General features: G+C 40.8%; 20 protein-coding genes. 9 read left to right on the plus strand and 11 right to left on the minus strand.

The genetic code is table 11. The features are described from left to right. Positions 1 to 345: 345 nt before the first annotated feature. Positions 346 to 1,710: a glycerol-3-phosphate transporter gene (glpT, locus tag AC6CIB_RS08180; protein ID WP_498279517.1), complete on the plus strand. Its 1,365-nt coding sequence runs from the start codon at positions 346 to 348 to the stop codon at positions 1,708 to 1,710. Positions 1,711 to 2,155: 445 nt separating this feature from the next. On the opposite strand, the gene AC6CIB_RS08185 is transcribed toward glpT, so the two are convergent. Genes AC6CIB_RS08185 through AC6CIB_RS08200 form a run of 4 tightly spaced genes read right to left on the minus strand, consistent with a single transcriptional unit; the run spans position 2,156 to position 4,901 of the window. After that, positions 2,156 to 2,914, minus strand: a complete 759-nt coding sequence (locus AC6CIB_RS08185) for an ABC transporter permease (protein ID WP_498279519.1) — start codon at positions 2,912 to 2,914, stop codon at positions 2,156 to 2,158. After that, complete coding sequence (locus tag AC6CIB_RS08190) at positions 2,911 to 3,678, minus strand: ABC transporter ATP-binding protein (protein WP_498279521.1); 768 nt, start codon at positions 3,676 to 3,678, stop codon at positions 2,911 to 2,913. The genes AC6CIB_RS08185 and AC6CIB_RS08190 overlap by 4 nt, the downstream gene beginning before the upstream one ends. Positions 3,679 to 3,690: 12 nt before the next feature. Next, positions 3,691 to 4,557 (minus strand): pentapeptide repeat-containing protein, encoded by an 867-nt coding sequence (locus tag AC6CIB_RS08195; protein ID WP_498280523.1) that lies wholly within the window; start codon positions 4,555 to 4,557, stop codon positions 3,691 to 3,693. A 14-nt stretch (positions 4,558 to 4,571) separates the two neighbouring features. Next, a complete protein-coding gene (locus tag AC6CIB_RS08200) occupies positions 4,572 to 4,901 on the minus strand; it encodes a PadR family transcriptional regulator (protein ID WP_498279523.1) in 330 nt (109 codons plus the stop codon). A gap of 598 nt (positions 4,902 to 5,499) precedes the next feature. Between AC6CIB_RS08200 and AC6CIB_RS08205 the strand changes: the two genes are divergently transcribed. From AC6CIB_RS08205 to AC6CIB_RS08240, 8 genes are all read left to right on the plus strand, one after another. Then, positions 5,500 to 7,011 (plus strand): spore germination protein, encoded by a 1,512-nt coding sequence (locus AC6CIB_RS08205; protein ID WP_498280525.1) that lies wholly within the window; start codon positions 5,500 to 5,502, stop codon positions 7,009 to 7,011. 35 nt (positions 7,012 to 7,046) lie between these two features. Further along, positions 7,047 to 8,138 carry a GerAB/ArcD/ProY family transporter gene (locus AC6CIB_RS08210; RefSeq protein WP_498279525.1) on the plus strand — a complete coding sequence of 364 codons (1,092 nt, stop codon included), beginning with the start codon at positions 7,047 to 7,049 and terminating at the stop codon, positions 8,136 to 8,138. Further along, a complete protein-coding gene (locus AC6CIB_RS08215) occupies positions 8,135 to 9,292 on the plus strand; it encodes a Ger(x)C family spore germination protein (RefSeq protein WP_498279527.1) in 1,158 nt (385 codons plus the stop codon). The genes AC6CIB_RS08210 and AC6CIB_RS08215 overlap by 4 nt, the downstream gene beginning before the upstream one ends. A gap of 811 nt (positions 9,293 to 10,103) precedes the next feature. Next, complete coding sequence (locus AC6CIB_RS08220) at positions 10,104 to 10,580, plus strand: DinB family protein (protein ID WP_498279529.1); 477 nt, start codon at positions 10,104 to 10,106, stop codon at positions 10,578 to 10,580. 218 nt (positions 10,581 to 10,798) lie between these two features. After that, positions 10,799 to 11,446 carry a type A chloramphenicol O-acetyltransferase gene (catA, locus tag AC6CIB_RS08225; protein WP_498279531.1) on the plus strand — a complete coding sequence of 216 codons (648 nt, stop codon included), beginning with the start codon at positions 10,799 to 10,801 and terminating at the stop codon, positions 11,444 to 11,446. A 649-nt stretch (positions 11,447 to 12,095) separates the two neighbouring features. Beyond that, positions 12,096 to 12,719, plus strand: a complete 624-nt coding sequence (locus tag AC6CIB_RS08230; protein ID WP_498279533.1) for an HNH endonuclease family protein — start codon at positions 12,096 to 12,098, stop codon at positions 12,717 to 12,719. 87 nt (positions 12,720 to 12,806) lie between these two features. Continuing rightward, complete coding sequence (locus AC6CIB_RS08235; RefSeq protein ID WP_498279535.1) at positions 12,807 to 13,049, plus strand: hypothetical protein; 243 nt, start codon at positions 12,807 to 12,809, stop codon at positions 13,047 to 13,049. Positions 13,050 to 13,291: 242 nt separating this feature from the next. Then, positions 13,292 to 14,482, plus strand: coding sequence for an MFS transporter (locus tag AC6CIB_RS08240; RefSeq protein ID WP_498279537.1), 1,191 nt, complete (start codon positions 13,292 to 13,294; stop codon positions 14,480 to 14,482). 219 nt (positions 14,483 to 14,701) lie between these two features. On the opposite strand, the gene AC6CIB_RS08245 is transcribed toward AC6CIB_RS08240, so the two are convergent. From AC6CIB_RS08245 to agaF, 7 genes are all read right to left on the minus strand, one after another. Further along, positions 14,702 to 15,052, minus strand: coding sequence for a hypothetical protein (locus AC6CIB_RS08245; protein ID WP_498279539.1), 351 nt, complete (start codon positions 15,050 to 15,052; stop codon positions 14,702 to 14,704). A gap of 277 nt (positions 15,053 to 15,329) precedes the next feature. Continuing rightward, positions 15,330 to 15,770 carry an NUDIX hydrolase gene (locus AC6CIB_RS08250; protein WP_498279541.1) on the minus strand — a complete coding sequence of 147 codons (441 nt, stop codon included), beginning with the start codon at positions 15,768 to 15,770 and terminating at the stop codon, positions 15,330 to 15,332. 494 nt (positions 15,771 to 16,264) lie between these two features. After that, the gene (locus AC6CIB_RS08255) at positions 16,265 to 16,552 is read right to left on the minus strand and encodes a TIGR04104 family putative zinc finger protein (RefSeq protein WP_498279543.1); all 288 of its coding nucleotides are present in this window, start codon (positions 16,550 to 16,552) and stop codon (positions 16,265 to 16,267) included. Between the two features lie 615 nt (positions 16,553 to 17,167). Beyond that, complete coding sequence (locus AC6CIB_RS08260; RefSeq protein ID WP_498279545.1) at positions 17,168 to 17,395, minus strand: hypothetical protein; 228 nt, start codon at positions 17,393 to 17,395, stop codon at positions 17,168 to 17,170. A gap of 86 nt (positions 17,396 to 17,481) precedes the next feature. Then, entirely contained in the window at positions 17,482 to 17,664 is a 183-nt protein-coding gene (locus AC6CIB_RS08265; protein ID WP_498280527.1) for a PspC domain-containing protein, read from the minus strand. A gap of 101 nt (positions 17,665 to 17,765) precedes the next feature. After that, entirely contained in the window at positions 17,766 to 22,133 is a 4,368-nt protein-coding gene (locus AC6CIB_RS08270; protein ID WP_498279547.1) for a discoidin domain-containing protein, read from the minus strand. Positions 22,134 to 22,207: 74 nt separating this feature from the next. Next, entirely contained in the window at positions 22,208 to 22,630 is a 423-nt protein-coding gene (agaF, locus tag AC6CIB_RS08275) for a PTS galactosamine/N-acetylgalactosamine transporter subunit IIA (protein WP_498279549.1), read from the minus strand. Positions 22,631 to 22,647 lie beyond the last annotated feature (17 nt).

A 22,647-nucleotide genomic window follows, 5' to 3' on the forward strand; every position in this document is an offset into this window, starting at 1 on the left:
CGTACAAAAAAATATTCCCTATTACCCCAACTGGAATTAAATAGCTCTTATGAAGAAGCATTTGATCCTTTCATACACACTCACCATGAATGCCTTCCTTTTTTCGGTGAGAGAATATAGATAAGGGGCTAGATTACATATCTTTACCAATAGCTAGTCTAGTAATTTCCAATTCCTTATTGACACCGCTTTCACATTCATGTATCTTTTTATACAAGTTAAAAATAGGGCAGGAGAATCAGAGACTCGCGCTACTTGAATGCTTTTCGTTAGAAAAGTATGTTTAAGTGTGCGGGTCTTTTTGTTTTTTTGTCCTGAAATACGATCTATAGAGGGAGGAATTGGATGCTGAAATTATTTAAACCGGCACCATCCATTGAAAGACTGCCGGAAGATAAGGTCGATACTGAATACAAGAAACTAAGATTACAAGTTTTCATAGGTATTTTCATCGGCTATGCGGCCTATTATTTAATTCGTAAAAACTTTTCTTTAGCCATGCCATACCTGACAGAAGAAGGTTTTTCCAAAGGAGGACTTGGTCTTGCATTATCTGCGATTTCCATTTCATATGGGATCAGTAAATTTGTCATGGGGACCGTTTCAGACAGGAGTAACGCCAGGTATTTCTTGACTGCAGGGTTGGTCCTGTCAGCCTTGATTAGTTTAGCTATGGGATTAATCCCATTCTTCACTTCTTCGGTGACAATCATGTTTGTGATGTTATTTTTGAATGGATGGTTCCAAGGGATGGGCTGGCCTCCATCGGGACGTACACTTGTCCACTGGTTCAGTGTAAGTGAACGGGGTGGGAAAACAGCTATTTGGAATGTTGCTCATAATGTAGGTGGAGGATTGATGGCACCACTCGCCATTGCCGGCGTTTCCATTATCGGGACTTACTTCGGGGCGGTTTACTCCGGTTATGAAGGAGTATTTATTCTTCCTGCCCTGGTAGCCCTTGTTGTGGCCGGGGTTGCATTCATGCTTATTCGAGACACACCTCAATCAGTTGGACTCCCACCCATTGAGGAATACCGTGATGACTATCCTACTAAATCAAAAGTATCGCTTGAAAAAGAATTAACAACCAAAGAAATCCTATTTAAATATGTTCTGAACAATAAATGGGTTTGGATTATCGCAATTGCCAATGTGTTCGTTTACTTTGTCCGTTACGGGGTTCTTGACTGGGCTCCCACATACCTAAGCGAAGAAAAAGGATTTGACATGGAATCGTCAAGTGTCGCCTACTTCCTCTATGAATGGGCAGGAATTCCCGGCACATTACTTTGTGGTTATCTTTCTGACAAACTGTTCAAGGGTCGCCGTGGCCCGGCTGGATTCGTGTTTATGCTGGGGGTATTAGTTGCTGTGATGGTTTATTGGTTAAACCCTGCTGGTAACCCTCTGATTGACAACATGGCTTTAATCGCGATCGGTTTCCTCATTTATGGTCCCGTCATGTTGATAGGCTTACAAGCACTGGATTTTGTACCAAAGAAAGCCGCTGGTACTGCAGCCGGACTTACAGGACTCTTCGGATACCTGGGTGGTGCCGTAATGGCCAATGCACTCATGGGATTCATAGTAGAAGGAGCTGGATGGGACGCAGGATTTATGCTTCTAGTGGGTTCATGTTTACTGGCAACCATTCTATTCGCATTCACTTGGAATGTTCGTGGACAAGAGGTTGTTAAGGAAGCCTAAGAAATCACTAATACTCGATTCAAAAAGGACTGTCCCCCGCGCCACGTCGAAGTGACAACGTTGCGGGGACAGCTCAATTAAAAAGCTCTTCATCATCAAAAATTCACCTCTCCTTCCACACCTCCCAAATCTCCCCAAGCTCAAAAAACCCTATCCATTCCCATACCGCTCTCTCTTAGCACCCAACAACCCCATCAGCACCCCATACACCTGCAAACTCTCCATCTGAAATTCCAGCTCATTCCCTTTCGCATGCTCCGTAATCAACATCCCATTTCCTCCTCTATTCATCGTTTATATCTGTGCCAAGGTACCTGTCCCCTTGGGTTGTCGCATAAAGGAATAATATAACCCTTGATACAAAAATAAAAATGTCCTGCGCCAATTCTCAGGACATTTCTACTATCAGGCTATGCACCACCCCAAAACGGAAATCTATACTTTTTTACACCCGCTTTTTATATACCTTCATCGCAAAGATATAAGCCACAACCATAATCCCAACACACCAGGCAAGAGCAACCCATATATCATGACCCACTGGCTGACCTGCCAACAGTGAACGAATGGATTCCACGATCGACGTTACCGGTTGATGTTCGGCAAAGGCGCGAACTCCTGACGGCATCGTTTCGGTCGGTACAAACGCTGAGCTGATAAAGGGCAGGAAGAGTAACGGATAGGAAAAGGCACTTGCACCATCCACCGTTTTCGCTGATAGTCCGGCAACCGCCGCAATCCAAGTCAAGGCTAGAGTAAACAGAGCGAGTATACCAGCAACGGCGAGCCATGATAGGACCCCCGCTGATGAGCGAAAGCCCATCATGAGTGCTACAAGAATGATGACGACAACAGAAATGGCGTTGGATACCAATGAGGTCAGTACGTGCCCCCACAGGACGGTGGAACGCGCAATCGGCATGGAGTGGAACCGCTCAAATATACCCCGTTGCATATCCAAAAACAGGCGGTAAGCCGTATAGGATATACCGCTTGCGATCGCTATCAATAGTATGCCGGGCATGAGGTAGTTCACATAATGATCCGTACCCGTTTGGATGGCGCCGCCAAACACATATACGAACAGGAGCATAAAACCAATCGGCATGATGGTGACCGTAATGATGGTGTCCATACTTCGCATAATATGGCGCATGGAACGTCCAAGCATCACGCCCATGTCGCTGAAAAAGTGTGTATTCATGATGACACTTCCTCCTTCTTACGAATGATAGCGAGGAATATCTCCTCCAATGAAGGTTGTTTTTCGACGTACTCCACCTTTGCCTGCGGGAGCATCTTCTTCAGTTCCTCCAGCGTCCCATTGGCGATCACTTTCCCCTCATGTAGAATGGCGATTCGATCAGCCAGCTGTTCTGCCTCCTCCAAATACTGCGTGGTTAAGAATACCGTCGTGCCGCTCTCAGCAAGTTCTTTGACTACCTTCCAAACCTCGATGCGGGCTTCTGGGTCAAGCCCGGTAGTCGGTTCGTCGAGGAAAATGATCTGAGGTTTTCCCACAAGGCTCATGGCGATGTCGAGCCTGCGTCGCATACCGCCTGAATACGTGGACGTCCTACGGTCAGCAGCCTCCATCAAGCCGAAGCGTTTCAGCAAATCATCCGTCACCTGACGCGGATGATCAAGGTGTCGCAGCCTGGCAATCATGATCAGATTTTCCCGCCCGGTCAACATCTCATCCACTGCGGCAAATTGCCCAGTCAAGCTAATCGACTGCCGCACATCGTCATCCTTTGAGACAACATCGAATCCGTTTACGCAGGCGGTCCCTCCGTCCGGTTTCAACAACGTGGTGAGAATTTTGACAATCGTTGTTTTACCCGCGCCATTGGAGCCGAGGAGGGCGAAAACGCTACCCTTTTCGACCTCAAAATCTACACCCTTTAAGACATCAAGATTCTTATAAGACTTCCGCAACCCTCTAACGTGAATGGATTTGCTTTGCATGTCTTCTCCTCCTTATACCACCGTAACCTTGGATACATCTGCTTCTATGCCTTTCAGAGCAGCATAGGTCAGTTTATCCATCATTGCTCCGTCAAAGCAGATGGTTTTGATGGCACGGTAATATTTCTTAGACCACGTAAATCCTGCATGGAAAGAGACATTTTTGAGTGTGGCACCTTTAAACGAAACGTCTTTTAGCCCCGCTTTATCAAACTTCACTCCGATAAAGGTCTGACCGTCCAGACACTGCCCGGTCAAATCGGAATAGTGGAAGTCCACACCGTCAAAGACACAATGTTCAAAGGTTGTTTTTCTAAGGTCGGTCATAGTCAACGTGACATCGGTTAGTTTTACACCTCTGAATTTTACTCCGGCGAGCGCCGACTTACTGAAGTTTGTGCGCACAAGGATTGATTGGTTAAAGCTTGAATCCGTAAGATCCAGTGTGGCGAAGGTGCAGTCTGTCAGATTTGCCTTGTCAAAATTGGCTTCACGCACATCGCTGCTCTTAAATGAGCTACCAGTCAGGTCCGAGCCTTCAAAGTCGGAACCCCGCATTGCGCTCCCATTAAATTTCCCTTTATAGGCGGTCACACCCACGAAGTCACTATTGGTTAAGTTACTCCCGCTTAAGTTTGTTTGCACCTGACGCTCAAGTGTTCGGGAGAGATCAGCAACCTCTTGTACTGTTTGTTCGATGTCCCCGATGCTGTCAATCGTCCTCTTAAAGGCTGTTTCCTCGTCAATACCCTCTTCTTTGAGTTCTTGGAACCGCTCCTGTAAATCGGCGAGTAGATCAGCCTTTAGTTCATCGGCACTTTTGATTCCATCGTAACGGGCAAAAATGCCGTTCAAGTATTGATTTAATTTCTCGTTCATACCTTCCCATCTCCTCACAATAAGTTTTCGAGTACACGCTTTGCATACTCCCAATTGCTTTTGTTGTCGGCATAAGTGTTTTTACCTTTTTCAGTAATCCTAAAATACTTACGCCGTCCTCCCTGAGATCCATCGCCCCAGTACCACTCGATATCTCCGTCTGCTTCAAGTCGTCGAACGCTTGAGTACATCGTGGCTTCCTTTAACTCATACTTGCCGTCCGAACGTTCGGCAACCATCTTCACAATCTCATATCCATAACGATCAGCTTCGGATAAAAGCCTTAAAATCATCGTATCCGTATGGCCACGCAGCAGGTCGGATGTGATTTTGTTCTTGCTCATCTAACCACCTCCATATGTGTATTATGTAATATATTACTATGACAGTCAAGGTAATATTATAGTTATTATACTTTGATTGAAATTATAATATATTAAGTAGAGTCAAATCCCCCCTATTGTTTAGGGAGGGAAAAACTTACATCACACTTAAATTAGGTATAAAAATAACAGAGTAATAAGCACTATATTTTAACAGTGAAAAACCCAGATCCTAATGGTTCCGGGTTTTTCACTCTTTATTAACTTCTTAAAAAGGTAAAGGATATAGCTTATAAAAATTTAGTTATTCATCAATTCCATAACAGGTTAGGAGGGAGTTTGACATTGGTGTTGATGGTACACCCAGTTAGCAGACTACCATTGTATTTTTTCTGGTTAATGATGAGGAATAGGACGTGGCACCAGTTGAAATAACTCATTACACAGATATCGTGTACCTTCGGAATAAAACCTTAGATTTAAAGAGAAACTAGATGTGTGAACAAAGCTTATTTAGGAGGTTTGTTTAGTGGATTTTCTTAATAAGGTCATTGGGTTCCTTCCCGATTTCAACGTATACATCTACGCCATACTAACGTTGATCGTACCCCTTATAATCATGAAAATAAAGACCTTACTTATGGGTGTAATGAATCAACCTAACTCACCAAAACAGAAGGAATCAACCCTTATGATGACAAGCGATTTATCTAAGAATTTATCGATGATAAATGAGATTCTGGGGGAAAATAACGATATCATCACACGAGAATTTTTCATTAATCATTCAAGAGCTTCGATCATTTTCACGAGAGGGTTAGTGGATACAAATATTATTAATAATAATATATTGAACCCTCTTATGTTCAACGCTATAAATGACGAGAGGATCCCTGATTCCCTTAAAGAAATGCTTCCTGTCAGTGAATGTCATGAGGAATCGGACATAAGTACAATCACCTCCTATATTTTAAGAGGGGAAACAGCATTGCTTCATGAAAAGTCTACTAAAGCAATCATTTTAAAAACTAGTGAATCAAAAGATCGGAGTATTGAAGAACCTGTAACCGAGCAGGTGGTGAGAGGTCCTAGAAATTGTTTTAATGAAAATATAAATGAGAATCAAGCACTTCTAAGAAAAGCGGGTGTAAATAAGGATCTAAGGTTCATGAGCTTTCAAGTTGGAGAACGATTTAAAAAGGAATTAGTCATCGCCTATATAGAGGGCATTACCAATGAAACAATCCTACAGAACGTTAAGGAAAAAATTGAATCTATTCAAATTGATAATGCACCAGAATCTGGATATATAGAGGAATTAATTGAAGAGAGTACTTTCTCACTTTTCCCGCAAATTCAAAGCACTGAACGACCTGATCGAGTTATTGCTGCATTGTCAGAGGGTAGAGTCGGCATATTACTGGATGGTACCCCCTTTGTCTTGATTGCTCCTGTAACCATCAATATGTATCTGCAATCACCAGAAGACTATTATGATCGATGGATTCCTGGCTCTTTGATTCGTTTATTACGCTATACGGCTGCTTTCATATCTGTCTTCACTCCCGCTTTATATATTTCCTTTGTCTCATTCCATCAGGGTTTAATTCCAACAAATCTAGCCATTTCCATTATCGGCTCTCGTGAGGGAGTCCCATTTCCTGTTCTCATTGAGGCTCTGTTAATGGAAGTTTCTATTGAAATATTAAGGGAGGCAGGGTTGCGTTTACCAAAACCTATCGGTCAAACCATTGGGATAGTCGGGGGTCTTGTGATTGGAGAAGCTGCGGTGCAAGCAGGTATTGTTAGTCCGGTTACAGTAATTGTTGTGGCCATAACGGCGATCTCTTCCTTTTCACTCCCACAATATACTTTAAGTATTTCATTACGAATATTAAGATTTATAGCCATGTTTTTAGGTGCTACTCTGGGACTCTACGGTGTAATCGTCTTTTTTCTTTTTTTCTGTATTCACCTTGTCCGTTTAAAAAGCTTTGGAATCCCTTTTCTCGGTCCTGCAGTACCGTACCAAATCAACGATTGGAAAGACTTTTTAATCAGGCTGCCCATCCAATTAATGAAAAAGAGACCCGAAACTCTGAAGCCTGGCGACAAAATTAGAAAAGGTTAGAAATGGACTTCACTTATTGAAAGGACTTGTCATGAATGAACTTGAATCAAAAGGAACGAATTAGTCCTACTCAAGCTATAATCCTCATCATTAACTATATTCTTGGTGTCGGAATATTAACATTGCCAAGGACAGCTGCTGCTAAAGTAGGGACGCCTGATATCTGGATAACCATTATTATCAGCAGTATTTTTCCCATCATAGCAGGGATGATCATTTTAATCCTTAATAACAGATATCCTAAAAAAACTTTTTTTCAGTATAGTAGAGAAATTGTCGGGAGAATACTCAGTATCATCCTTGGGGTAACAATGATTATTTATTTCATCACACTCACCAGTTTTGAAGTCAGGGTAATGGCTGAAGTAATCGAAACATATTTGCTCGAGGGGACTCCTATTCAAGTTTTAATTGTATTGTTTCTTTGGCTTGCCTTTTATTTAAATACGGATGGAATTAACTCCATTGCACGTGTGTTCCAAGTTATTTTTCCCCTTACCGTCATCATTTTCATCTTAATTTCCACAATGAGTTTAGGTTTATTTGAAATCAATAATTTACGCCCTGTTCTTGGAAATGGAATCCTCCCCGTGTTAAAGGGCGTTAAAACAACCTCTTTATCATACATTGGGATTGAGTTAATGATTATTCTATCGGCCTATTTAACTGAACCTAAGAAAGGGAAAAAGATTATCTTTATAGGAGTATTACTGCCGATGATTTTTTATCTAGTGACAGTCGTTATTGTCATAGGTGCATTATCAATAGATGGGGTAGGCAATCTAACTTGGCCAACTATTTCTCTCATCAATTCGTTTGAATTTCCAGGCATCTTTTTTGAACGCTTTGACTCGTTGTTTTTAATCGTATGGATTTTACAAATATTCGCTACAATCTCCATCACACTTTATGTTGCTTCTCTTGGTTTTTCACAATTATTCAACAAGGACATAAAGGTGTTTCTGCTTGTCTTTCTTCCCATTGTATTAATAATCTCGATGGTTCCGAATGATATATACCAATTATTCGCATTAGGAGATCTACTTGGAAATGCTGCAATCCTTTTATTTGGTGTACTACCAATCATTTTATTAGCAGTCTCTTTCTTAAGGAGGAAATTCAATTGAAGCATCTTACATATCTTTTCATCTTCTTACTCACTGTTCTCATGTTAACAGGATGTTGGAGTTCTAAGGATATTGAAAAATTGGACCTTCTATTGGGTATTGGGATTGATGAGGGGCAAAGTAATAGTAATGAGTATTCAGAAGAGGATTTAATTAATGTTACCTTTCAACTCGTGAATGTGTCCGGCAATCAATCTTCTAACACGTATTCAGGTAATGCAAAGCCTTTTGTCAATGTTAATGAAACAGGTGAATCATTACTTGAGACCGCACGGGAAGTTTTACTAAAACGAAAAAACACTCTAAACGGGCAACATCAAAGACTGGTTGTATTAAGCAGTAAAGTAGCCCAAAAAAGAAATATTAGAGAATTATTAGATTTCTTCATTCGTGATCCCGAAGCCAGAATGAGTTGCTTAATCATGGTTACAGATGGACTGTCTAAGGACATCATGAGCACGGAAACGAATGAAATTCCTTCAGTGCATATAAAAGAGATCTCAGATCATATTGAAAAATCGAATAAGTTAATCGAACCCATGACTCTTTCGAAAATCAACGCAACTATGGAAGCGAAATCTAGTTTTTTGTTGCAAAATATAGAAAAGAGAAATGATGAAATCATCCTCACTGGCGCAGCTGTGATTAAAGGAGACACTCTCACTCAAATCGGATTCTTAAATGAAGAAGAATTGGTAGGAATGAATTGGTTAACCGCTTTAACAGATGGAGGAATCGTAAAGATAAGGGAAGAAGGCAGCAACAAACCGATTACGTATGAGCTGGAAACTATCAAGCGCAAAGTAAAACCTATACTAGAGAATGGACAAATGTCCTTTCAAGTAGATACAAAAGTAAGCGGGGACATATCTGAATTGATCACAGAAACGGATGAACTCACAAAGAAAGAGAAAATAAAGGATTTAGAAAAACAAATACAAGAAAAAATCAAAGAACAAATAAAAAAAAGTTTAGAGAAAATCCAACAGGACTTGAAAGTAGACGTCTTAGGATTTCACGATTACGTTAGAATTCATCACCCAGACTATTGGAAAAGTCATAAAGATGAATGGGACAATACTTTCAGTCAAGCAAACATCGATTATCAAGTAGATGTCCAAATATCTACGTTAAATATGAATATAAGTGAATAGTACAACCTTCATAAATGAAAAATACATTTCATATTTAGAATCAAATGGAGCTTACACTTTTAAGTATAGTTTGGGTAAAATGTTTTAGCTTCTTTGAGGAATTGTGGTATACCTTACAGCATGAACCCATTATGGAACGAGGGGAAACCTGGATTTTCGTAGTTGAAATACAGCACGCGTTTACTTACTAAACAGCGTGCTATTCGACTCCTCGACATAATCTTTCAGTTTTAGAAATCTAAAAATGCCTAACCTTATTCACTTGGGTCAGGACCATTTCGTGCCAAATGGTCCTCTAAAGAAATAACTTACATTCGCTTGAGACAAATCTTCAGCTATTGCCCCTATTACTTGAATAACAAATTATTTATTAAGAGAAGTTCGTGGATTCACAACGTTATCCGGATCCATTGCCCATTCTTCCATTCGTTCCATTTGTCTCTTTCTTAAGTCCCTAAAGGGTTCCTCTATTCGTTCGACTTCATTAAATCTTCCATCAAAACATAGGAAATAGACTTTATACTTTTAGATTATGAACGACTCCAACAATGTACATATATAATCCTATGAGAGATAGAATAGATCCCCAAATAAATGTCCACGGATTATCCTCTTTTTCTTTGCCTGATTTCTAGAATATTGCGGTTTTCAAATAATAAACATAAGGTTTATGGCATTTTAAGTAAAATATAGATAAAGATGTTATTCAATTAAAGGGCAGTTTAGCGACAGAAGAGGAAATAGGTACGTCAATGTAGAACTCTTATAGATATTGTGGTCTAAATTTCGTATTAAGGGTGGGAGCTCAGGAATGAAAACGCTATTTCAGTATAACTGGCAGGTTAGAGATGATTGGTTTACATGGTGCGAAGATGTACCGGAAGAGGAATTACTTAAAAAACGGGTTGGTGGGGTCGGTAGTATCCTGTACACGCTGTTTCATATCGTGGAGGTCGAACGAAGTTGGATTCACTTTTTGAAAACACAACAAGATCCAGGAGAACCACCGTTTGAAGATTACGCCAGCTTGGAAAAAGTGAAAGCCCTATCCAATCAATATCACAAAGAGATTAAACCGTTTATTATGTCTTGGACGAATGAAATGGAATCACGAACTAATACAGTTACCAATTCCGAGGGTAAAAGTGCAACTTTCAATCACGGGGAAATAATGCGGCATGTTATAGCTCACGAAATACATCACGTTGGTCAGTTGTCTGTATGGGCGAGAGAACTTGGACGGGAACCAGTGACCGCAAATTTAATCTTCAGAGGGCTATACAATTAAAAGTAATGTGTCTCTAAGAGTGCGATTGTTCATGAAGAGACAGTCGCTTTTTTGGGTTAAAGGAGCAGGTTAATAGAACAAAGAAGAAATCTATTGTTGACTTTAACAATTGAAATATTTGATAATGTTTTGGTATTAAATATCTTTAAAAGGAAGAGTATGATGAAAAAAGCAGACAAAATTGCCTCCTAAGATAAAAAAATTAGGAGGCGTTAATAATGAAATTCAATATTATAGACCGTAAAAATTGGTATCGAAAAGAGTATTTTGAACACTTTTTACAACAACAAACAACTTTCAGTATAACGAATGAAATAAATATTACAATTCTTATGAAAAACTTAAAGGAAAAGGATCATAAGTTATATCCTGCGTTTATTTTTATGATTACAAAAGTAGTCAATTCGCATATAGAATTTAGAACCAGTTTTAACTATGAAGGGAAGTTAGGTTACTGGACAGAAATTGTCCCCTCTTATACAATTTTTGATAAGAAGACATGCACGTTTTCGGGCATCTGGTCACCATATTTATCAACATTTCATGAGTTTCACACTCAGTATGAAAAAGATGTAGAAAAATACAATGGTACGGGTAGATTATTTCCAAAGACTCCTATACCAGAAAATAATGTTCCCATTTCGATGATTCCTTGGAGTTCTTTTACAGCATTTAATTTAAATATTAATAATGGTGGAGACTTTCTTTTACCAATTGTTACTGGCGGTAGATATTCCAGACAAAAGGAAGAATTATTCTTACCTGTCTCATTACAAATTCATCATGCAGTATGTGATGGTTATCATGCGAGTGTTTTTATGAATGAATTACAAAGACTTGCTGATGATAGTGCAGAGTGGATTTAGTTGTTAATCAAAAGAAATAAAAAAGGAACTGTCATATCAGTTCCTTTTTTTTATTGAAGTAAAAGTTAACAAATGAAAAATCTTGTTTAATTCGTTGTGAATTCTTGGTGATAGGTTCCTTTCTTATGTTAAAGGGGAAAATTCCTCATCTATCATTGACCCCATACGGCAGAGGTTTCATTGTGGAATACATTCTAAGTGAAGTATCATTTTACTGATCGTCATTTATGTACTTATGTCCCATTGTCTTTTAAATACGGTATCATCATAATGAAAATAGACACCGCAATCAAACTTAGAATAAACCATCATTCATCCTACACAAACACCACCAGAGGAACGAACCCAAGCACCAATCCAATATCTGCTTTGATGACTACATTTATTAACATTTTCCGTTAGACTATTTACAAGAAATTAACTTGAGAAAAAATAACTCCGTACACTATCATTGCAAGTAGAGCATATTCAACTAATGGCCAATCCTCATTGAAAACTACTTCAACCAATCTTGCTTTTAAACAGTCCCTAAACGCACTGAATCATGACCGTGCCACACACTTTGATTGCCATCTTTTTCTTACTATTAACCTTTCATTCTCTAAGAAGGACAGGTTGATATAAAAAATCACATACAGGAGGCATTTCTATGTTGAAGAAATCGATGTTGTTTGTTTTTGTACTGGTTCTCTCGTTCGCTTTATTCTTGCCGACCGCCTTTGCCTTTCCACCTGGCACACCGTCCAAGTCCACGGCCCAATCCCAGCTGAACGCACTGACCGTGAAATCCGAAAGTTCCATGACCGGCTACTCAAGGGACAAGTTCCCACACTGGATAGGACAAGGCAGTGGCTGCGACACCCGCCAGTTAGTCCTCCAGCGTGACGCTGACTACTACAGCGGCAGCTGCCCTGTGACGTCCGGCAAATGGTACAGCTACTACGACGGTGTCATTGTGTACGATCCGTCCGATCTCGACATCGATCACGTCGTCCCATTGGCCGAGGCATGGCGTTCCGGTGCCAGCAGCTGGACCACTGACAAGCGCGAGGACTTCGCCAACGACCTCAGCGGCCCGCAACTGATCGCGGTGACCGCCAGCTCCAACCGCTCCAAAGGTGACCAGGACCCATCAACATGGCAGCCACCGCGTTCCAGCGCAGACTGTGGGTACGCAAAGTGGTGGATCAGCACCAAGTCCAAATGGAATTTAAGCCTGCAGTCTTCAGAGAAGTCCGCGCTTCAGGGTATGTTGAACAGCTGCGCTTACTGACTCTGATATTGTGATTGCCAGTACGAGTAATCGGCCGTTGTTCGTAATGGCTTTGTTATCAACCAACCAAAGAAGGGATGCACTTGTATGGAAAAGAAATCGACCATTTTTACCGCAACTCACGGTGTCAAGACCTCTGAGGTCGGTGTGATCAGCGGCGAGCTTGAACTGCGAACCACCTGCAATGATGATGGCGTTCTAACACTCGCTATCACGTATGTTGGGGCTGAGGAGTGGTATACGTTGCCGGGTGAGGAGTATCGTTTGCATGATGTGCGTGATCATGAGGTGGTACATGCGATGCTTGTGAATGTGTTGGAGCGTCCTTGAAACAGAGGGACATAGCAAAACCATTTCAAAAAACGGTGCCTGACCTCCGGCACTAGAGTAGAAGAAAATACATCAATCCGGATGATTACACGTGGCAGGACAACACATGGTTGAGTCCTGCCTTATTTGTGTTTGACTATCTTAATGCAAGGGATACGTCATTAAAATAATTTATGGTATGATGATTAAATTGTTTGCCCAAACAAATACTTATGTATATTCATCTTAGAAAAGAGGTACTTATGCAAGAGACTGTATTATCCAAACAACATTGGTTTCTCATCTTCACCCTTACGTTACTGACATTTGTTCTCGGGACAAGCGAATTTGTCATCGTTGGGATCTTAACGGAGATTTCCTCGAGCCTTCATATAACCAACGCAAAGGCAGGTACGCTTGTGTCAGCGTTTGCCATTACCTTTGCCATCGCCACCCCGATCGTCATGTCCGCAACAAGCCATTTTCCAAAGCGGAAATGGATGTTGTTTTTGATAGGGGCATTTATCATTCTGAATGCTTTGTGCGTGATTTCGACAAGTTACATTATGCTCCTTGTACTCCGAATGCTGACAGCCATTGTCACAGGCGTTTCAATTTCCCTTGCCATGACGATCGCGAGCGAAGCAATTCCAGTGACAAAACGCGGGGTGGCCATTTCCTTCGTTTTCGGTGGGTTCACTCTGGCAAACGTGATCGGAGTTCCCATCGGTACCGTCATCGCTGAGTGGTACGACTGGCATGCCACATTCCTGTTAACGACGATTCTTGGTGTGGTTGCCTTTTTGGCATCTTTCATGAATTTGCCCAGTAAGCTCAGTCAATACCGCAGTTCCATGCGTGATCAGTTTTCTTTATTGACTCATCCACGGATCTTGATGGCTTTCTTCATTCCAGCTCTGGGATTCGGTGCAACCTATGCGGTCTTTACGTATCTTGTCCCGATTCTGGACATGATGGGAGCTCCAGGCAACTCCATCAGTTTGATCCTGTTTGCCTACGGATTCATCTCGATCTTCAGCAACATACTGGCCGGAAAGATTGCCAGTCACAATGCCATCGGACGCCTCAGATTCGTTTTCCTTATCCAGGCATTTGTCCTGATCGGATTATACTTTACGACCGATCATTTTATCATCGGATTGATCAACATTGGCTTGATGTCCCTGATGGCTATCCTGCTAACCACCTCAACCCAGCTTTACTTGATCGACCTTGCCGGTGTGTATCAACCAAAAGCGACAGGACTCGCCGCTTCATTGATGCCCGTTGCAAGCAATGTCGGTATCGCCATGGGCTCAGCACTAGGAGGGCTTGTCTACCATCAAGGACCATTGATGAATGTGTCACTTGTCGGTGGGGTGGTTGCGGTTTGTGCGAGCCTGTTGACTTTCTTGAGTTATCGATTGGATCGGAAGCATGAGAGATTAGCGTAAATGACGTTATAGAAAAGAAGGATCTTTTAATTAGTAGTTCAGTTATTGTGGAGAAAACTTATAACAAGCTAGATAACATTTGAAATCACAGATTAAATCACACAGTAATTAGCACGCAAAAAAGCTCAGAGTTACTGCTCTGAGCTTTTCTATTTTCACCTTACCTTATTCAATTATATCCCTCTATAATTGAATAAGGTAAGGTGAAAGATTATGTTTTTACCTCATATACTGAGGAAAATCAAATATTATCCAAATTATTACTAGGAAGAAAAAGCTTAACCCCCATGCTATGAGAGGTTTTCTATGATGAATAATAAGGGTAGTATACATCGCAAAATAAAATAGAATAGAATACCACATGTTCCACTTATAATGATGTACAATAAAACCTAAATGCAAGTTAATATATTCTATTGTCGAATAAAGCAGAATCCAGAAACTTAAATAAAATACCCTTTTTTTGATAATATCGGTTTGATAAAAGTATTTTAAGAAAATCAATATTATCGCAGGGTATCTCATGAACATTATCGACGATGCAATAATTGTATGATTAGGAAGGATCATATCATTGAATGATCACAGTGGATGATTATATGTTAAAAAATCTTCAAAAAGGTCTATTAAAATAAAGAAAATTATTGTGGGGTAATACTGTTTCCAGTTCCGCCAATCACCCCAACGGTACGCAGCTATTATGAATGCTAAATTATATATAAGATGCATATTTTTACCTTCTACCTATTTTTTATAAGGTTTGCATTTATTGGTGAAATATTCATTTATTATAGTGTTATCCTGCCCCTTTAACGGAATGAAGAATAAGCTGAAGATCCCCCCTGGCTTAGGAACTATAATTATTTCTTTTTCTAAGTAAATATGGTGCGGACGTGCTACGTTTTATCAATCCTTTTGTATTGCCTGTTATATGTATGTAGTCTTCTGCTTTTAGAAAATCCATCCAAGTTATTTCTTCTATTTCTTCCGGCATAGATATAGTAATCTCTCCACCAGTTATCTCCCCTCTAAAAATAAAGAAAACGGCATGGTGTCCTCTATCCTCGAAAAACGCTTCACTTACAGAAAAGACATCACCTATTTCGACATCTAAGCCTGTCTCTTCTTTTACTTCGCGAATTGCAGCTTCTTCAAGCGTTTCTCCTGGCTCAACTGCCCCTCCAGGAAGTGTATAATATGAAGAGTTTTCCCCTATATTTTTCACCATCAATACATTCTCGCCCAGTTCATCTAAGAGAAGCACATATGTGACATCTACTCGCTTCATAAGTTAAAATACCTCCTATTATTAGGTCACGTCTTCAATTTATAATACTAACTTTTCATACAATACAAATATCAAACTTGAAAAAGGCCCACTAATCCTGCTTAGATCAGTGATTGCACTTCTTTTATTCGCCGCCTATAATGGAATGAATTTCCTCTTTAGCTTAATAGCCAAATCACTATTCTTTTTTACCAACTAGCCCATATGTATTTAATATCAAGTGAGTAATAATTATCGACAATAAGTATGCAATAACAGGTTCAGAGGTACTCCATATTGAAACTAACGAGAAAAATAATAAGGTAGATACACCAAAAAGAATAATTAAATAAAGAAAAAAACTTATGATTACACTAATCTAAAACACCCCCACTGACGCTGTACTAACATTTATGTCCTATAAACAAACCTGCCCCAATATTAATATAAAGGAAAAGCTAAAGACCAGCTTCCCATTCTTCAGCAAACGCCCTCTTTAGCTTAAGTGAAAAACCTCACAATAACCCCTTATACTTAACTAAAAATGGTGTTAACAACGAACCAACCAAGAGTATGAATAACCCTATTACAAGAGTTAGAATGAAACTTTCGAAAGGGGATGGGAAATTTAAAAAAATCAGCGAAGGTACAATTGTGCAAAAAACAAAAGATAACCTCCCCAAAATGGTTATTCTGTGTTCCGTTCCACAGTTATTACACTCAATTGGTTTGTATGTCCATACAAAAGATTTATAGATTTTACTCCATCTAAATTGAGTATTACATTTATCACATTTCTGCAAAATAAAACACCTCGATATTAGAGTTTCTTGAATAATGTACTTCCTGAATTATTCAGCCCCCTATGGAAGATTAATTGGAATAGCAATTAGTAATCCTCCCTTAGTACAAGGCATATACTTGTAATGAATTCATTTGAGGGAGAGGTTATTGTGAAACATAAATATCTAGTTATTGGTGTTGTTTCTTTGTTAGTTATTGTGTCATCCGTATTTGTCATAAGTCAAAAACAAGCTGAACAAGGAAAAATAGAGGAAACTGACATTATTAACTAAAATCAGTAGCAAATTGATAAAGGATGGATACCCAGTTTCAGGTATGGTTACCAGCTCCCAACCATTTAGCCTAAACATTACTTTATCACAATTAGTATCCGACGATATCAAAGAAGAGGTTATAATTGTACATAGTGTTGTTAAACAAAATGGATTTGAACCACACTCGATTAAGATTACGTTTAAAAAATTAATAAAATAAAAACTTTATTATTTTTTCGCTCCTGTATAAGGAGCTATTCTTGTTCTCTTGTTCACTTTCCTGCCCTTTCGTAGAATAACGAAAAGCTAAAAATTAGCTGTCCGATCTTCAGCTATCACTCCGTTATTTTAATAACTTCACTAAAGATTATTTTTCATAGGCATATAATATAATTTCCATTCCACTATGTGTTTACGCCAATCATAAACCACGATTACTTCCTTACCATTTCTATTCTCAACATCGGTCTTAAATATCTTTTTTACCTCTTCTATGATGGCTTTCTTATTTTCGTATTTTCCTGAATTTACTTCTTTTCTGTCATCATATACGATAGTATAATCAACTAATTTGTTAGTTATATTCATTATAATCAAATCCTCCTTATCTTTAATATAAAACCATACTCATAGTTTCACATTAAGCAAACGACCCCGGTTAATTGAAAAAGATATTATACTGACGGAGGCCTATCAGACATCGTATTAACAAGAATTAAATATATAAGTATATTAGCAGGTAAAAAAATAAATATTAACCTTACCCCCAAAGAAGAGATACCGAAATACTCAGCTATGCCTCCACAAACACCACTTATAGACTTATCTGTTGTTGATTTTCTTACCTTATTTTTCACTTCGAATATTGTTATATGGGACAACGTGAATGTCCCTCTGTCCCTGCAAAAGAAAAACCATGGATAAAGTAGTCCATGGTTTTTCTAAACTATTTGGTTCGCTATTCTCCCTGGTAAGCGCTGTTTTGGGTCCGGAATTGCACTTCTGCAACGGATAGCATGAGCGGACCGCTATGTGATTCTTCGAATACAATGGTCACTTTTTTCATCTTTGTACCGTCTTCTGTTAAATCAAATGTGACCTTTTTATCGGTGGAGAGTACTTCCTTCGCTCCAAGGTCGTACTCATTCCCTTCTTCATCTGTTCCGATTGCGCGAAGCTTTTTGATTTTCCCATTGGTGTAATGTGGTCTGTTAAAGACTTCAAATGTCGTCAGCTCCTGTGGGTCATTGAAGGTAAAGTCGACTGTCAGTGGCAGGGAAATTCCGTCTGCTTCCGTAATGCTCCACTTCAATTCGGCAAGGGATGATTCGCTGATCTCTCCGTCTATCAATCGGGGAAACGCCGCCGCTCCATCCTGCATCTTATCTGCTTCGCCTGTCACGGCCATATCCCTTGCTGTCAGGAGCAGTTCCTCTGGTTCTTCAGGCTGCTCGACTTCTCCAGGTTCTTCACCGGGCTGTAAGACATCCCCTATCTGATCAATAGTGTCAAAGCCAGTATTCACAAGCAATGATCTTGTAATTGGAACATCGAACGTCCCATCTTGCTTCGCTTTAAGTTTAATGACAGCGAGAGTGGATGTACCTTCCAGTGTAGCTTGTGAGCCTTTATTGGAAAAGGCGGTCATGACCCTTTGCTTATCGTTTCCGATTCCTGCTAGAATGGAATAATTCAACATTTCTTCCGTGGCATCTGTAGGAGCAGCAACTCTATCCCCGCCCGTGAGGATTTCATATTTGTTCGGGTCAATCTCCATCTCAAGATGGAATGCATTGATATCCTTCATCCCGGCACCGATGATCTCCACTGTCACTTCTTCTCCTGCCTTTAATTCCTGTTTATCGGGACGAATGCTCAACGTTCCAGCCACTGGACGCCCGGTGCCCTGCAGCTTTGTCTCACCCAGCTGACCTGCTACATACATTAGATCGTATGCGTCGATGACTTCATTATAATTTATGTCCACCTTTGAAACCTGATCCCAGGATGTATCTGTACTGTCCACGCCCATATAACTCGCAAAGAACAGGAGATCCTCCTCATCGATGGCACCATTCGGGATGTTTTCGCCTACAACCATCCCTTCCGTTTTATCCTTTTTGTATGGTCTAAATTCTTGGGCAGAACCAAACCCTCCGACTGCATCCTTTATCGTCAATTTGATATAGCGTGCCGTTACATCCTCATTGAATATGATGGTCTTTATGTCTTTGCTTCTCTCAAACGTTCCATCGGTCACAATCTTCTTATATGTTTTTCCGTCAAGGCTGACTTCAAGGTCATATTTCAGGATTGTACCATTCCCCGCGTCAGGCCTTGGTACATACTCAAACTGTTCTAATTGATACGCAAGCTTCATATCGATTTCAAACGTATGAGGAGGTACATTCCCAGAGAACCATTGTGTGTGCCATTGTGTACCTTCATCCCCATCCACCGCTTTCGACGCTTCACTTCCAGATTGATGACTCGAAGCGGTGGCGGTCATGTTTTCCGGTACATTCCGGAACGGGTCGAGCTTGGTTTTAATAGTGACTTCATCACTCCACTCCGAAGCACCTTTGGAATTGACTGCCCGGATTTGATAGCTGTATTCCGTATCGAAATCCAGATCTTCATGCTCGAAATACGGCTGATTCTCTCCCACTTTTTCCACAAACACGTTTCTATAGATCATTCCACCAATTTTAAGATCATAGGAAATATTTTCTCCTTCGACCTCATCCCAGTGAAGGGTAATGCTTTTATCTGTGATCGTTTCATCATCTGCTCCAAGTCCTCCAGGAACAGCAGGGACTTCTTCATCAATGATTTCCTTCACTTGGGTATTATCGAACCCATTCACAGTAAGTCGCACGGCTTTCTTCGTAATATCCGTCTTCCCAACCTTCACATAAAGCTTAGGTGCAGTTGTAATCTTGGTTTCGGCAAACTCGGATCCTTCCGTTGCATAGTGATTCAAGTTCGGACTTTCATTATAGAAGTAAACATTTTCTGACTGATTGTATTCCTTCTCTGACCCGGCTTTTTTCAGCTTCACATTCTTGCCCCCGACTTTTACGGTGACGGATTCAGGTTGTTTGCGGGTGTTGATGAGGAATTCTGTTCCCCTATCTTTCACCATCCCATCGTAGCCCTTTCCTTTGGCTTTATGGACGGTGATTTTCGCTTTATCGTTTGCCACAACGGATGTAATTTTGGTCTTTGTATTCTTTCCGGATTTATAGTCAACTGTCTTTCCGTCATCTTCGTAAAGGGTAAACTCTGATTTCCCTGATGGATAGATGTCAAATATTCTATTCTCGGAACCATCTAGCTCATTAATCGAGTTATTGGCCGGAGCCATCGGGATGATCGCACCATTCTTTACGAATACAGGTGTTTTCCATAATGGAGCATCGATATGATTGACTACGGCTCCACCTTTATGTTGTTCCCCTGTAAAATAGTCAATCCAAATCTGGTCCTTATCCGGCAGGTAGATACCGTTGCGTACTCCCGCTTCCTGATCCTTTTCATTGTATACAGGAGCTACCAATAAATTGGGGCCCCACATATACTGATACTGTGTTTCCCTGCCATACGTAAAGGGATCTTCCGGATACTCAAGCATCATCCCTCTGACCGATGGCATCGATGTCGAAGTCGATTCCTCGGCAATGGTGTAAATATACGGCATCATTTGTGACTTCAGCTTTAGATACATGCGGTTAATGGATGTGTAAGGTTCACCATAATTCCATGGATTCTTTGATTTGCTGTAATCATTTCCGGAAGATGCCCAGCCGTCCATATCAATTTGGATAGGTGAAAAGGCCTTCCACTGAAAATCTCTTGTCTGGATGACAGGATCCCCTCCGAAAATACCGTCCATATCGGATCCGACATTCGGATTACCGGACAACCCTGCTCCGATATAAGTGGGGATATGCATGCGGATATATTCCCACTCGCCTCCATATTGGTCGCCTGACCAAAGGGTAGCGTAACGCTGGGTGCCTGCCCAGCCGTCAAGACTAATGACAAACGGACGTGCACCACCCGAGTTCTCCTGCTTCTCGATTCCTTCTGCTGCCTGACGTGTGGCATTTAGGGCCATGGAGTAGCCCTGCCCAACCCAGGCAACGTCGGTTTTGATGGCTCTAACTCCTGCCTGAACTTCGCCATCAAGATCCCTTTGCAATGGGCTGTCCTCAGGGAGATTAGGATCAGGGTACAGGTTACTTTGTGTCCAGAGACCGACTTCAACATCCTGATCATTTGCTTTATCCACAAAGTTTTTCAGATTATCCAAGCCACTATAGCCACATCCATATCCATCATTCGGCAAAAACCAGCCCATGGGCATATCCTTGTTCACATACTGATTCAATGTTTCCATCCCCTTGCCAAGAAGGGTTCTCTTATCCTTATGACCATTATGGATCCCATTAAAGCAGTCCGCATGCCCAAGGTAAAACGCATACTCCGGCATCAATGCTGCTTTTCCGGTCAGTTCGGTATATTCGTCAATGATCTCCGGGATGGAATCATCTACGAAGTAGTAGGCATCGAACCTGTTTTCCTGATGCGAGAAGGTGGCCGTTTCGGAGAAATCATAGACACCAGGCTTAAACGTATTTCTCATCACACCGTATCCTTCTGTACTCAAGTAAAAGGGAACGGGACTTGAAGCTGCACCAGCATCCCAACCGCCGCCAATGGCAATGTTGATTTTTGTATTTTTATGAGAATAATAGCCGTTCTGCTGTCCTCCTCCATAGAAATATTCTTCTCCTTTGGTGTTCAATGTCTGAACCGTTTGATCCTCTGCAAGAGTAAGGGGCACTTTTTCGCTCCAAAGGATCTTGTTTCTTTTTTTATCCACTAGGCTCATCTTAGAGTCTGCTTTTGAAATCTTCAGTTCCAATACTTTCGTCGTGATTCGATAAAAATGGGAATCTTCCTCTAATCTTATGCGTGTTACCCCATACTCCTTTTTATATTCCTCTTGATCTTTATCCACGATTTTGGTTACATGATCCGGTTTATTAGGCGTCGGATATTCTGGGAACTTTCCATCGGGATCAAGATGTAATCTGAACACATTTTCTCTTAGAAAGCTAATTTTGATTCCTTCACCGGTTGACAGATCAATGAAGACATCACTACCTTTCTTATCTATCCCGCTGACTTTCCCGATGGAAGGCCCACCGGTATCTTCACTAGCTTTCGTTAGGTTAGTCGGAATAAACGATAGGACCATCATGAGTGCCAATAACAGTGAGGCAAATCTTTTACGCTTATTTGCTTTTCTAAACAACATCCTCCACCTCCACAATTGTTAACTAGATTCCTTCCCAATAGACTGACCGAGATCTATTGCAGTAAGTAATGTCTTTAGATGCCTGCCCCATCCCGTTTGAGGCGACCGGATTTCTGAAAGCATTTGATTGCTTCTTTCCCTGAAGACAAGGCTCTATCCTTTAATTCATCTATGGGAACCGTGTCTTTCATGATCGCTGTTTCCAGAATCATGGATAGATTGGCTCCTCCGATGACCCTAGCGTCATCCCTTTCCCTTATAAGTGAAACAGCCGTTTTAAAAGGGGAGCCTCCAACGAGGTCACAAAGAACCAACACTCCTTCACACTCTTTCAATCTATCAAATGCCGCCTTCAGCTTTTCTTCCAAATCGGTCATCGAGTCTATTTCTTGGAAATCCACATACTCTATGTGCGACTGCTCCCCTGCAATCAATTTCACTGAAGAACGAAGACCAGATGCAAAGAATCCATGACCTGATACAAGTAAACCGTTCATTGTTTCTCCTCCTGTTC

Source organism: Rossellomorea sp. GQ25, assembly GCF_059758515.1.

Bases quoted from the DNA above. Each gene is read 5' to 3' on its own strand.
- AC6CIB_RS08245 (WP_498279539.1), bottom strand. From the start codon at position 15,052: ATGATCCTTCCTAATCATACAATTATTGCATCGTCGATAATGTTCATG.
- AC6CIB_RS08250 (WP_498279541.1), bottom strand. From the start codon at position 15,770: ATGAAGCGAGTAGATGTCACATATGTGCTTCTCTTAGATGAACTGGGC.
- AC6CIB_RS08205 (WP_498280525.1), top strand. From the start codon at position 5,500: ATGAAAATAAAGACCTTACTTATGGGTGTAATGAATCAACCTAACTCA.
- AC6CIB_RS08200 (WP_498279523.1), bottom strand. From the start codon at position 4,901: ATGAGCAAGAACAAAATCACATCCGACCTGCTGCGTGGCCATACGGAT.
- AC6CIB_RS08220 (WP_498279529.1), top strand. From the start codon at position 10,104: ATGAAAACGCTATTTCAGTATAACTGGCAGGTTAGAGATGATTGGTTT.
- AC6CIB_RS08190 (WP_498279521.1), bottom strand. From the start codon at position 3,678: ATGCAAAGCAAATCCATTCACGTTAGAGGGTTGCGGAAGTCTTATAAG.
- glpT (WP_498279517.1), top strand. From the start codon at position 346: ATGCTGAAATTATTTAAACCGGCACCATCCATTGAAAGACTGCCGGAA.
- agaF (WP_498279549.1), bottom strand. From the start codon at position 22,630: ATGAACGGTTTACTTGTATCAGGTCATGGATTCTTTGCATCTGGTCTT.
- AC6CIB_RS08195 (WP_498280523.1), bottom strand. From the start codon at position 4,557: ATGAACGAGAAATTAAATCAATACTTGAACGGCATTTTTGCCCGTTAC.
- AC6CIB_RS08240 (WP_498279537.1), top strand. From the start codon at position 13,292: ATGCAAGAGACTGTATTATCCAAACAACATTGGTTTCTCATCTTCACC.
- AC6CIB_RS08185 (WP_498279519.1), bottom strand. From the start codon at position 2,914: ATGAATACACACTTTTTCAGCGACATGGGCGTGATGCTTGGACGTTCC.
- AC6CIB_RS08270 (WP_498279547.1), bottom strand. From the start codon at position 22,133: ATGTTGTTTAGAAAAGCAAATAAGCGTAAAAGATTTGCCTCACTGTTA.
- catA (WP_498279531.1), top strand. From the start codon at position 10,799: ATGAAATTCAATATTATAGACCGTAAAAATTGGTATCGAAAAGAGTAT.
- AC6CIB_RS08260 (WP_498279545.1), bottom strand. From the start codon at position 17,395: ATGAATATAACTAACAAATTAGTTGATTATACTATCGTATATGATGAC.
- AC6CIB_RS08230 (WP_498279533.1), top strand. From the start codon at position 12,096: ATGTTGAAGAAATCGATGTTGTTTGTTTTTGTACTGGTTCTCTCGTTC.
- AC6CIB_RS08235 (WP_498279535.1), top strand. From the start codon at position 12,807: ATGGAAAAGAAATCGACCATTTTTACCGCAACTCACGGTGTCAAGACC.
- AC6CIB_RS08210 (WP_498279525.1), top strand. From the start codon at position 7,047: ATGAACTTGAATCAAAAGGAACGAATTAGTCCTACTCAAGCTATAATC.